The 11,280-nt window shown below is 68.2% G+C and carries 15 protein-coding genes; 9 read left to right on the plus strand and 6 right to left on the minus strand.

Going from position 1 to position 11,280, the window contains the following annotated elements; all coding sequences use genetic code 11:
* Positions 1-107: 107 nt before the first annotated feature.
* The 5 genes from ACAM58_RS05170 (at position 108) to ACAM58_RS05190 (ending at position 4,174) form a co-directional block, all read left to right on the plus strand.
* Positions 108-1,703 (plus strand): Fic family protein, encoded by a 1,596-nt coding sequence (locus tag ACAM58_RS05170; protein WP_369664229.1) that lies wholly within the window; start codon positions 108-110, stop codon positions 1,701-1,703.
* A gap of 56 nt (positions 1,704-1,759) precedes the next feature.
* Positions 1,760-2,884 carry a 3-deoxy-7-phosphoheptulonate synthase gene (locus tag ACAM58_RS05175; RefSeq protein WP_012746152.1) on the plus strand — a complete coding sequence of 375 codons (1,125 nt, stop codon included), beginning with the start codon at positions 1,760-1,762 and terminating at the stop codon, positions 2,882-2,884.
* Positions 2,885-2,892: 8 nt separating this feature from the next.
* Positions 2,893-3,249, plus strand: coding sequence for a DUF2200 domain-containing protein (locus ACAM58_RS05180; RefSeq protein ID WP_062363113.1), 357 nt, complete (start codon positions 2,893-2,895; stop codon positions 3,247-3,249).
* A 99-nt stretch (positions 3,250-3,348) separates the two neighbouring features.
* Positions 3,349-3,795: a GFA family protein gene (locus ACAM58_RS05185; protein ID WP_230537736.1), complete on the plus strand. Its 447-nt coding sequence runs from the start codon at positions 3,349-3,351 to the stop codon at positions 3,793-3,795.
* Positions 3,796-3,853: 58 nt separating this feature from the next.
* On the plus strand, positions 3,854-4,174 hold the full coding sequence (locus tag ACAM58_RS05190; RefSeq protein WP_012746155.1) for a DUF2845 domain-containing protein: 321 nt from the start codon (positions 3,854-3,856) through the stop codon (positions 4,172-4,174).
* Between the two features lie 47 nt (positions 4,175-4,221).
* Here ACAM58_RS05190 and ACAM58_RS05195 read toward each other — a convergent pair whose 3' ends face one another.
* Positions 4,222-4,512, minus strand: coding sequence for a DUF1330 domain-containing protein (locus ACAM58_RS05195; RefSeq protein WP_012746156.1), 291 nt, complete (start codon positions 4,510-4,512; stop codon positions 4,222-4,224).
* Between the two features lie 56 nt (positions 4,513-4,568).
* A complete protein-coding gene (locus ACAM58_RS05200) occupies positions 4,569-4,880 on the minus strand; it encodes a hypothetical protein (RefSeq protein WP_012746157.1) in 312 nt (103 codons plus the stop codon).
* Positions 4,881-5,036: 156 nt separating this feature from the next.
* Between ACAM58_RS05200 and ACAM58_RS05205 the strand changes: the two genes are divergently transcribed.
* The 4 genes from ACAM58_RS05205 (at position 5,037) to ACAM58_RS05220 (ending at position 8,915) form a co-directional block, all read left to right on the plus strand.
* Positions 5,037-5,315: a GIY-YIG nuclease family protein gene (locus ACAM58_RS05205; protein WP_012746158.1), complete on the plus strand. Its 279-nt coding sequence runs from the start codon at positions 5,037-5,039 to the stop codon at positions 5,313-5,315.
* 101 nt (positions 5,316-5,416) lie between these two features.
* Positions 5,417-6,658 carry a 3-methyl-2-oxobutanoate dehydrogenase (2-methylpropanoyl-transferring) subunit alpha gene (locus ACAM58_RS05210; RefSeq protein ID WP_012746159.1) on the plus strand — a complete coding sequence of 414 codons (1,242 nt, stop codon included), beginning with the start codon at positions 5,417-5,419 and terminating at the stop codon, positions 6,656-6,658.
* Positions 6,659-6,662: 4 nt separating this feature from the next.
* Positions 6,663-7,676: an alpha-ketoacid dehydrogenase subunit beta gene (locus ACAM58_RS05215; protein ID WP_012746160.1), complete on the plus strand. Its 1,014-nt coding sequence runs from the start codon at positions 6,663-6,665 to the stop codon at positions 7,674-7,676.
* A complete protein-coding gene (locus ACAM58_RS05220) occupies positions 7,677-8,915 on the plus strand; it encodes a dihydrolipoamide acetyltransferase family protein (RefSeq protein WP_012746161.1) in 1,239 nt (412 codons plus the stop codon).
* A 21-nt stretch (positions 8,916-8,936) separates the two neighbouring features.
* Here the strand turns inward: ACAM58_RS05220 and ACAM58_RS05225 are convergent, their stop codons facing one another.
* From ACAM58_RS05225 to ACAM58_RS05240, 4 genes are read right to left on the minus strand one after another with little or no spacing between them, the layout of a single operon-like run.
* Positions 8,937-9,293 carry a ferredoxin gene (locus ACAM58_RS05225; RefSeq protein ID WP_012746162.1) on the minus strand — a complete coding sequence of 119 codons (357 nt, stop codon included), beginning with the start codon at positions 9,291-9,293 and terminating at the stop codon, positions 8,937-8,939.
* Positions 9,290-10,273, minus strand: a complete 984-nt coding sequence (cobJ, locus tag ACAM58_RS05230; protein WP_012746163.1) for a precorrin-3B C(17)-methyltransferase — start codon at positions 10,271-10,273, stop codon at positions 9,290-9,292. Before cobJ ends, ACAM58_RS05225 begins: the two co-directional genes overlap by 4 nt.
* A complete protein-coding gene (locus tag ACAM58_RS05235; RefSeq protein ID WP_012746164.1) occupies positions 10,270-11,061 on the minus strand; it encodes a CbtA family protein in 792 nt (263 codons plus the stop codon). Before ACAM58_RS05235 ends, cobJ begins: the two co-directional genes overlap by 4 nt.
* A gap of 14 nt (positions 11,062-11,075) precedes the next feature.
* A complete protein-coding gene (locus ACAM58_RS05240) occupies positions 11,076-11,276 on the minus strand; it encodes a CbtB domain-containing protein (protein ID WP_012746165.1) in 201 nt (66 codons plus the stop codon).
* Positions 11,277-11,280: the final 4 nt, after the last annotated feature.

Below are 11,280 nucleotides of genomic sequence, written 5' to 3' on the forward strand. Positions count from 1 at the left end.
TTTGCAAGATAGTCTAGCAATGAATTTGCAATAAAATCTAGCAATCAACTGGCAAAAGAACCTGGCAATCGACTACCAGCTGCCGCCAGCAAAGCGAGATCCTGCACATGGCAACTCCCGTCGCCGTTCGTACAGCCACCCCGGCGCAGCGGCGGCTCGCCACCGCCCTGGAGGCACTGCGGACCTTGCAGGAGCAAGGCCGGAGCGTCTTCAATACGGGCGAGTTCTCTCGCGCGGATCGCGAAGCGTTGGTGGGCGCGGGGTTTCTCCAGCCGGTGATCCAGGGTTGGTACATGTCCGCCAGCCCTTCCGCCAAGGCTGGTGACACGACGCCGTGGATCGCGGGGATGAAGGACTTCATTGCCGCCTACTGCAACGCCCGATTCGGCTCCGACTGGTGCGTGTCGGCGGAATATTCGCTGAAACTGCACGCCGGGACGACCTTGCTGCCCAAGCAGGTCGTCGTGCATGCGCCACTGGGCAAGAACGGCGTGCTCGACTTGCCGAACGGGTTCTCGCTCATGGACTACCAGGCGAGGGATTTTCCAGCGGCCGACCGGCGCGACAGCGTCGGCAATCTCCGTACGATGACACTGGCCCAGGCGCTCCTGAAAGTGCCGGAGAACTTCTTCAGGGCCTCCGCCGAGGACGCGCAAGTCGCGCTGCTGTCCATCAGCGACGCGTCCGAGCTGAGCCGCGTGCTTGCGGAAGGCAACCACGGCACGGTTGCCGGCCGCCTCGCCGGTGCGTTCCGCGCGGTGGGCCGGGACGCGATCGCGGATGACATCGTCGGTTTCATGCGGGCCTTGGGCAATCAGGTCACCGAGGCCAATCCATTCGAAACCCCTCTGCGAATTGTTCCGGGCGACCGCATCGAGTCCCCCTATGTTTCCAGATTGCGGCTCATGTGGGCCTCGATGCGCGACGATGCGGCGAGCGCCTTCCCGCTGAAGGAGCCGGGCCGGCCTGAGGACGTTGCCGCATACATGCGCGCGGTCGAAGACGCCTATGTCACCGATGCCTATCACTCGCTGTCCATCGAAGGCTACAGAGTCACGCCGGAACTGATTCGCCGCGTCGCGAACGGAGACTGGAACGAGGACATCCACGAGCAGGACCACCAATCCCGGGATGCGATGGCGGCGCACGGCTATTGGCTTGCGCACAACGAGGTCAAGGCGTCCATCCAGAGTATCTTCGCGGGCGCGAACGCCGGGAACGTTCTCAAGGGCGACCACGGTGCCTGGTTCCGGGCGATGTTCTCGCCCAGCGTGACCGCAGGCCTCCTCGCGGCATCGGATCTCGCGGGCTACCGGGGCCATCAGGTCTACATCCGCAACGCGCAGCACGTGCCGCCCCCGCGCGAAGCGGTGCGCGAGATGATGCCGGTCCTGTTCGAGTTGCTGCGCGACGAGCCCTCGGCCGCCGTGCGCGCGGTGCTGGGCCATTTCATGTTCGTCTTCATTCATCCATACATGGACGGCAATGGGCGGCTCGGGCGCTTCCTCATGAACGCCATGCTGGCCTCGGGCGGGTTCCCCTGGACGGTGTTGCGCCTCGAAGATCGCGATCGCTATATGGCCGCGCTGAACTCAGCAAGCGGCCAGGGCGACATCAAGCCCTTTGCGGCATTCATTGCACAGAGCCTGGGTGCGGCCAGCGGGGCGCAGGCCCGTTCGCCGCGAAGCGACCCGCGCGGTTAAGGTACTTGTGGAAGAGGACAATCCGCCAAGCTCCGTTCGAAACCACAGCCACCACCATGCCCCGCCTCGACGACCCTCTCCACGATGCCGAGATCGGCTCTCGCGACAGCACGCTCGACACCACCCGCATCGACGACGTGCGCATCGGCGCGGTCCGTCCGCTCATCACCCCTGCCTTGCTGCAGGAGCGCGTGCCCGTGCGCGACAACACGCTGGCGCTGGTCGAAGGCAGCCGCGCGGCCATCGCCGACGTGCTGCACGGCCGCGACGACCGGCTGGTCGTGGTGGTTGGGCCATGCTCCATCCATGACCACGACCAGGCGATCGAATACGCACAGCGCCTGAAGACCGTCGCCGACTCGCTGCAGGACGACCTGCTGATCGTGATGCGTGCCTATTTCGAGAAGCCGCGCACCACCGTGGGCTGGAAGGGCTACATCAACGACCCGCACCTGGACGGCAGCTTCGCGATCAACGAAGGGCTGGAGCGCGCGCGGCGCCTGCTGCTCGAGCTGACCACGCTGGGCCTGCCGACCGGCACCGAGTTCCTCGACCTGCTGAGCCCGCAGTTCATTGCCGACCTGATCGCCTGGGGTGCCATCGGCGCCCGCACCACCGAGAGCCAGAGCCATCGGCAGCTGGCGTCGGGCCTGAGCTGCCCGGTGGGCTTCAAGAACGGCACCGACGGCAGCGTGAAGGTTGCGGCCGACGCGATCCTCGCAGCGCGTGCGCCGCATGCCTTCATGGGCATGACCAAGATGGGCATGGCGGCGATCTTCGAGACGCGCGGCAACGACGACTGCCATGTGATCCTGCGCGGCGGCAAGGCGCCCAACTATTCGGCCGCGGATGTGGCTTCGAGCTGCGAGGCGCTGCTGGCGAACGGCCTGCGGCCGCAGGTGATGATCGACGTGTCGCACGGCAACAGCAGCAAGCAGCACCAGCGGCAGATCGTGGTCGCCGAAGACGTGGCGGCGCAGATCGCGGCCGGCGAGCGGCGCATCACGGGCCTCATGATCGAGAGCCATCTCGAGGAAGGCCGGCAGGACCTGAAGCCCGGCGCGGCGCTGAAGCACGGCGTCTCGATCACCGATGCCTGCATCGGCTTTGCCCAGACGGTGCCGGTGCTCGAGGGCCTGGCGTCGGCGGTCAAGGCAAGGCGGCGCCTGCCGAAGGCTTGAGAGCGGCCATGCCTCAGCATCGAATTTTCGCGATGGCGTTTGCGAAGGTCTATCCGATGTACGTCCAGAAGGCCGAACGCAAGAACCGGACGAAGGAAGAAGTGGATCAGATCATTCGCTGGCTGACCGGCTATGACCAGGCGGGCCTCGCGCGGCAGATCGAACAGGGGAAGGATTTCGAGGCCTTCTTTGCGGAGGCTCCGGCCATGAATCCGAACAGCGCATTGATCAAGGGCGTGGTCTGCGGCGTCCGCGTCGAGGAAGTCGACGATCCGCTGATGCAGAAGATCCGCTACCTGGACAAGCTGGTCGACGAGCTCGCGAAGGGCAGGAAGATGGAGAAGATCCTCCGGCAGCAGGACTGACTGCCAGGCATTGCATCCCATGGCACCTTATCCGCGGCATTGGCACAGGAGGCGATCGGCGTGACGACTCGACGTGATGGAGGGTGCCTGTGCGGGGCCGTGCGCTTCGTCGCCCTGGGCGAGCCCATGCGCACCTTGCAATGCCACTGCAGGTTCTGCCAGCGGGTGACGGGTTCGACCTCATACGCGGAGTCGATGTATCCGGTGGACGCGGTCCAGTTCTCGGGCGAGCCGATGGCAAGGTACTCGCACAAATCGGAAAGCAGTTCGAGGCAGGTGCATGTCCACTTCTGCCCCCGATGCGGCACCACGCTCACGCTCACGTTCGAGCGCTGGCCCGAGTACCGCGGGATCTCTCGCGGGGCGTTCGATGACCCGAATTCCGTGTCGATCAGCTCGCACATCTGGACCAGCTCGGCGCAGACGGGCGTCGTGCTTCCTGCCGGGATCGACTGCTTCCAGTTTGCCCGCGCGGACCTGGCCGGCTTGCCGCAGGCGCCTGCGCGCTTCGATGCACCGCGCATGGCGCGCACGGACAATGCCTGAGCTTCTCTCAAAAAGTTCTCACCCCCACCACTGGAGCCTTTGGCTCGCGGCGGCGTTCATGGCCATCCTTGTTCCGTCCGCCGAAGCTTCCCAGTCGATGGGCTGCAACGGTTCGCTCGTGGGCAAGGGCGATTCGCCCGTGTCGCTGCTTCAGAAATGCGGCGAGCCGATCTATCGCCAGAGCGTCTGCGTGCCGATGCTGCAGCTCGGCTGGATCGTGACGCCCTACCGCGCGGGCAGTCCCCAGGCGATTCTTGCGAACCAGTGCGTTCCCATGGAGGAATGGACATACGACCGCGGTCGCGGTGCATTCCTTGGCGTCGTGCGCATCTACAACGGCGCAATCGAATCCGTGCGCGACGGCGAGCGCAGCCGGTGAAAGCCAGGGCACCGGACATGCCCTGAGAGCCCGATCCCCTGGATGTCTCAGACCCCTTCGATGATCCGCAGGTCCCGTTCCGCGCCGTCGCCCAGCGCGTCAAGCGCGGCCTGGTAGTCGGGGCTGTCGTGCACGGCCCTGGCCTGCTCGACGCTGTCGAACTCGATCAGCACGGTGCGTTGGGACAGGCCGAACTCGTAGACCTCGGCGGGCAGGCCGCGCGCAAGAAAGCGGCCGCCGCCGGCGGTGATGGCCGGGCCGGCCAGTTTTGCGTAGGCCGCGAGTTTGTCGGCGTCGTTGACGGCACGGTACGCGCTGACCCAGTAGGCTTTTGCCATGGTGATTTCTTCTCTGTCTGTTGCTGAGCGCGCAATATAGCTCGCCCGCTGCGCCCTCAGTCCCACGCAGGAAGTTCGTGCAGCGCATCGTTGGGGTGGCCCACGACGTCGACGCCGGTGATGCCGGCGCCGCCCGGCAGGAGCTGGACATCGCAAACCACCTCCCAGGCATGGCTTTCGGTGCGCCGTGCAAGGCACACTTCCTCGCCGGCGGCGAGGAGCTCCACGCATTCGCCGATGCCGATGCGCCGTGCCGCGCCAAGCGCGAATTCGGTCGAGCCGAACTCCTGCTCCACCACCGGGTGAATCGCGACGAGATCGATCTTTCCGTCGCTGAAGTGAACAGCGGTAATTGCATGCTGGGCCATGTTCAACCTCCATTCGTGGAGAGCCCGACAGCGTTCCGGCAACCGCCGTGGGCGTGGGCTCGGCCACCCACTGTACGCCCGCAAATGCGCGTTCCCCTCGCCGCTTTGCCAAAGCCGACTCCAGCGAAGGGCGGCTGCGGCTGCACAATCCGCGCCATGCCCCGATCCCTGCCCGACCCCGATCCCGTGCCCTACTGGCTCTATCTCCTGGAGTGCGAAGGCGGCGTGTACTACGCAGGGATCGCGCTCGACGTGGAGCAGCGCTTCTTCCAGCATGTGTTCGGACTCGGCGCCAAGTTCACGCGCGCGCGTCCTCCGCTGCGCGTGCTTGCAGCGCGCGCCTATCCCGACAAGGGCGCCGCGCTGCGGGCGGAGATCAGGGTCAAGGCATTGCCCCGTGCGCGCAAGCTCGCTTTCTTCGACGCCGAGGACTGACGCGCCCGCAAGAAAAAATACGCGCTTGACCGGCTGCGCTCCCGCCTGAAATTCGCTAGGCTTTGCTGGCGAGCGATTCCATCGAGCGCGGAGACAACGCGATGAGCCAGGGCGTATCTCTTCGTCTGCATGTGCCGGAGCCCACCGGGCGGCCGGGGCATGAGACGGACTTTTCCTATCTCCACCTGTCGCGCGCCGGCGAGGTGCGAAAACCCCCGGTCGACGCGTCGCCGGCCGACACCAGCGACCTGGCCTACACACTGGTGCGCGTGCTCGACGACGAGGGCCGCGCAGTCGGCCCGTGGGCGCCCGAGGCCGACCCCGAGCTGCTGCGCCGCGGCCTGCGCGCGATGATGAAGACACGCGCCTTCGACGCCCGCATGCTGATCGCGCAGCGGCAGAAAAAAATATCGTTCTACATCCAGTGCCTTGGCGAAGAGGCCATTGCCACCGGCCACGCGCTGGTGCTGCAGCAGGGCGACATGTGCTTTCCCACCTACCGCCAGCAGGGCCTGCTGCTGGCGCGCGACGACGTGACGCTGCTCGAGCTGATCTGCGAGCTGATGTCCAACGAGCGCGATCCGCTCAAGGGACGGCAGCTGCCGGTGTGCTATTCGATGAAGCGGGCCGGCTTCTTCTCGATCTCGGGCAACCTGGCCACGCAGTTCATCCAGGCGGTGGGCTGGGGCATGGCCTCGGCGATCAAGGGCGACACGCGCATTGCCTCGGGATGGATCGGCGACGGCGCCACCGCCGAGTCGGACTTCCACACGGCGCTGACCTTCGCGCACGTGTACCGCGCGCCGGTGATCCTCAACGTGGTCAACAACCAGTGGGCGATCTCGACCTTCCAGGCGATTGCCGGCGGCGAGGCCACCACCTTCGCGGCGCGGGGCGTGGGCTGCGGCATCGCATCGCTGCGCGTCGACGGCAACGACTTTCTCGCGGTGCTGGCGGCCTCGCGCTGGGCCGCCGAGCGCGCCCGCAGCAACCTCGGGCCGACGCTGATCGAATGGGTGACCTATCGCGCCGGCGCGCACTCGACCTCGGACGATCCCTCGCGCTACCGTCCGGCCGACGACTGGGCGCATTTTCCGCTGGGCGATCCGATCCCGCGCCTGGCGCAGCACCTGAGGTCCATCGGCGCCTGGTCGCAGCAGGAGCACGAGCAGACGCAGGCCGACCTGGAGGCGCAGGTGAACACCGCGCTGAAGGAGGCCGAGCGCTTCGGCTCCATGGCCGACGGCCACGTCGCCGGCGCCGCGACCATGTTCGAGGACGTCTACAAGGAAATGCCCGAGCACCTGAAGCGGCAGCGCGAGCAGCTCGCGTCCGAGGGCTGACGCCATGGCCTCGATGACCATGATCCAGGCCCTGCGCTCCGCCATGGACGTGATGCTCGAGCGCGACGACAACGTGATCATCTATGGCCAGGACGTGGGCTACTTCGGCGGCGTGTTCCGCTGCACCGAAGGCCTGCAGGCCAAGTACGGCCGCTCGCGCGTGTTCGATGCGCCGATCAACGAGGGCGGCATCGTCGGCTCGGCCATCGGCATGGGCGCCTACGGCCTGCGCCCGGTGGTGGAAGTGCAGTTTGCCGACTACGTCTATCCGGCCTACGACCAGATCGTGTCCGAGGCGGCGCGCCTGCGCTACCGCTCGGCCGGCGACTTCACCGCGCCGATCACCATCCGCATGCCCTGCGGCGGCGGCATCTACGGCGGCCAGACGCACAGCCAGAGTCCCGAGGCGCTGTTCACGCACGTCTGCGGGCTGCGCACGGTGATGCCTTCCAATCCGCGCGATGCCAAGGGCCTCCTGATCGCCTCGATCGAGAACGACGACCCCGTCATCTTCCTGGAGCCCAAGCGGCTGTACAACGGCCCCTTCGACGGCCACCACGAGCGGCCGCTGGTGTCGTGGTCGGCGCATCCGCTCGGCGAGGTGCCCGAGGGCTACTACACGGTGCCGCTGGAGTCGGCCACCGTGTTCCGCCCCGGCGCCGACCTGACGGTGATCAGCTACGGCACCATGGTGTTCGTCTCGGAAGCGGCCGCACGCGAGACCGGCATCGATGCCGAGATCATCGACCTGCGCAGCCTGTGGCCGCTGGACCTGGAGACGCTGGTCGCCTCGGTGAAGAAGACCGGCCGCTGCGTGATCGTGCACGAGGCCACGCGCACCAACGGCTTCGGCGCCGAGCTGGTGGCACTGGTGCAGGAGCATTGCTTCCACCACCTGGAGGCGCCGATCGAGCGCGTGGCCGGCTGGGACACGCCCTATCCGCATGCGCAGGAGTGGGCCTACTTTCCGGGGCCGGCGCGCGTCGGCGCGGCGATGCGCCGCGTCATGGAGAACTGAATGGCCACGCATGCAATCAAGGTGCCGGACCTTGGCGAAGGCATTGCCGAGGTGGAGCTGGTGGCGTGGCGCGTGCAGCCCGGCGACACGGTGGCGGAAGACCAGGTGCTGGCCGACGTGATGACCGACAAGGCCACCGTCGAGATTCCCTCGCCGGTCGCGGGCCGGGTGCTCGCGCTCGGCGGCGAAGTGGGGCAGCAGCTCGCGGTGGGCGCGGAGCTGATACGGATCGACGTGGAGGCGCAGGGTGAGGCGGTGCAGGTGCCGGCCGCGCACGCACGCGCGTCCGCGCCCGTGCCGGCACCTGCACCGGCGGTAGCAGCTGCGGCGACATCCGCTCCGGCCGTGCGCATATCCTCATCGGCCGGCAAGCCGCTCGCCGCACCCGCGGTGCGCCATCGCGCCGCGGTGCTCGGCATCGATCTGCAGCAGGTGCCGGGCAGCGCCGCGGACGGCCGCATCCTGCACGAGGACCTCGACGCCTGGCTGCTCCGCAGGCAGGGCGCGCAGGCGCCGGGCCCGCCGCGTTACGCGGAGCGCCACGACGAGGAGGCCGTGCCCGTGACCGGCGTGCGCCGCCGCATCGCGCAGCGCATGCAGGATGCGATGCGCCGCATCCCGCACTTCACCTACGTCGAGGAAGTCGACGTGACCGAGTTGGAGCTGCTGCGCGCGCGGCTCAACGAACGCTGGGGCAGCGAGCGGGCGCACCTGACGCTGCTGCCGCTGCTGGTGCGCGCCATCGTGCTGGCGGTGCCGCGCTTTCCGCAGGTCAATGCCCGCTTCGACGACGAGACCGGCGTGCTCACGCGCCACGGCGCAGTGCATGCCGGCATCGCGACCCAGACCGCCGTGGGCCTCATGGTGCCGGTACTGCGCCACGCCGAAGCGCGCGACCCCTGGTCCAGCGCAACCGAGATCGCGCGCCTGGCCGAGGCCGCGCGCGCGGGCCGCGCCACGCGCGACGAGCTGAGCGGCTCGACCATTACCGTCACCAGCCTCGGCGCGCTGGGCGGCATCGCGTCCACGCCGATCATCAATGCGCCCGAGGCGGCGATCGTCGGCGTCAACCGCATCGTGCAGCGCCCGGTGATGAAGGATGGCGCCGTGGTCGCGCGCCGCATGATGAACCTGTCATCCTCCTTCGACCACCGCGTGGTCGACGGCCAGCTGGCGGCCGAGTTCGTGCAGGCCGTGCGCGCCTCGCTCGAATGCCCGGCGCTGCTCTTTGTCGAATAGCCGGCGTGCGACTGCAGCGCCTCAGGCGGCCGTGTCTGGCGCGAGGCCCGGTCCCTGGTGGAACACCAGGTCTTCCACCACCACGCCGCCCACCAGGTGCTGCGACAGGATGCGGTCCATGTTCTCCGGCGTGACGTTGTAGTACCAGGTGCCGTCGGGCTGCACGCACATCACCGGCCCGCCCTTGCAGGCCGCGAAGCAGCCGACGCGGCTGCGCTTGACGCGCAGTGCACCCTCGTTCAGGCCCGCGGCCTTGAACTTGTCGCCCAGGCTGTCGAACAGGTCCTGCGAGGCGCCGTCGGGGCTGCAGCGCGGTCCCGTGCAGACCAGCAGGTGGCGCTTGTAGCCGCCGATCTTGGGCTTGACCACCTCGCTCATTCCTGCGTCTCCTCGAGCGGCGCGGCCGCGGGGCTTTCTTCTTCCTCGGCCGGTGCGGCCAGCACGGCCTCGATGTAATCGACGGGCAGGCGGTGCTGCGCCGCCAGCGCGGCGGCGCTCGCGCCTTCGGCATGGTCGGCGCGCAGGTTGGCCATCCAGCCCAGCAGGCCGGTCGACAGCGAGCGGCCTGGCTTCTCGCCGCTGCGCGTGTTGCCGCCATCGTCCAGGTCGTACTTGTTGGCATAGCCGCGCGGCGTGACCATGAGGCCGTGCTGCACGAAGGTGTGGCTGTTGCCGATGAGCACCGTCGTCAGCATGCCGATGTCGCACTCGCTCATGTGGGCAAGCGTGGTGAACTCGATGCGCTCGCGCCGGCGGTAGGCCGACTTGACCACCGCCACCGGCGTGTCCGGCCGCCGGTGCCGCAGGAAGAGCTGCTGCGCCTGCACGATCTGCTGGGTGCGCCGCCCGCTCTTCGGGTTGTAGAGAGCCACCACGAAGTCGGCCGCCGCCACCGCGTCGAGCCGCCGCGCGATCACGGGCCAGGGCGTGAGCAGGTCGCTCAGCGAGATCGAGCAGAAGTCGTGCGTGAGCGGCGCGCCCACCAGCGCCGCGCAGGCGTTGATGGCCGACGCGCCGGGCACCACCTCGACGGCGATGTCGGAGTCCGGCGTCCAGCCGGCCTGGAACAGCACCTCGTAGGTCGGGCCGGCCATGCCGTAGACGCCGGCATCGCCGCTGGAGATCAGCGCCACCTTCTTGCCCTCGCGGGCACATTCGAGCGCATTGACCGCGCGGTCGAGCTCCTCGGTCATGCCCTTGCGGATCACTTCCTTGCCCTCGAGCAGGTCGGCCACCAGCTTGATGTAGGTGCTGTAGCCGACCACCACGTCGGCTTCGGCGATCGCGGCCAGCGCGCGGCCCGTCATGTGGTCGTGGTGGCCGGGCCCGATGCCGACCAATGAAATCTTGCCGCTCATGGATTCACCTCCAGTGCCGGCGCGGTGCGCGAATTGCCGAACGCAGCGGCCAGCACCGGCCGCAGCCAGCGCTCGAAGGCCAGGCCGCAGGCCACGCCCGTCGAGGCCCAGAAGCTCAGCGAGATCCAGGTGGTCACCCAGATGAAGCGCGCATCGAGCGTCCGCAGCGCGGCCTGTGCCTCGGGCCCGAAGCCCGCGAAAGGATCGCCTGCGGCCTGCGGCGCACCCACCACGAAAGGCAGCGCGAGCCAGGCCGCAGCCGCGGGCCAGCGCAAGGCACTGCGCAGGCCCGCGAGCGAGATGCAGGCCAGCGCCGCGCCGGCTGCGGCCAGCACCCACCAGCCCTGGCGCGAACCCAGCCGGGCCGCATCCATGCCGGGGATCTCGGCCGGCAGCCCGAGCGACGGCCAGAAGTGAAAGCTCAGCCAGCCGGCGGCAGACACCAGCAGCGCCAGCGGCAGCGAGCGCATGCGCGTGCCGCGCCAGAGGCAGACGCCCATTGCCGCAAGCACCAGCAGCGCCATGCTGAAGGCATGCAGCATGTTGGCGACCCAGCTCCAGAAGCTGCGCTCGGCGCCGTCCTCGGGCTGCCATTGAACTTCATCCGCGGCAGCGCCGTGGGCATGCGCCGCGTCATGGCCGTGGCCTGCAGGCGCGGCCTTCTGCGATTCGTAGCTTTCGGCCGCCTGGATGATCGGCGTGGCCTGCCACTGCTGCACGCCGGTCTGCACGCTGCCCACCAGCACGGCCGCCGCCAGCGCGGACCAGATCAGTCGTTGGAAGATCATGGGACGCTCCGCGCTCAGTGGCAGGGCTTGACCGTGACGTGGCGCACGTCGTGCGCGGCGTTGTGCGCGAGCGGGCTTTCGGCAAAGGCGACGCCGTACAGGACGAACAGGCCCAGCGCTGCGGCGCCGGCCAATTGCAGCAGCAGGCTGCGCGCCGTGCCGGCATGGGCGAAGCCGCCGGTGTGGGAAGTGGTGTGCGTGGAGGAGGCGTTCATTGCG

It is taken from the genome of Variovorax sp. V116 (genome assembly GCF_041154435.1).
In the GTDB taxonomy this organism is placed as follows: domain Bacteria; phylum Pseudomonadota; class Gammaproteobacteria; order Burkholderiales; family Burkholderiaceae_C; genus Variovorax; species Variovorax paradoxus.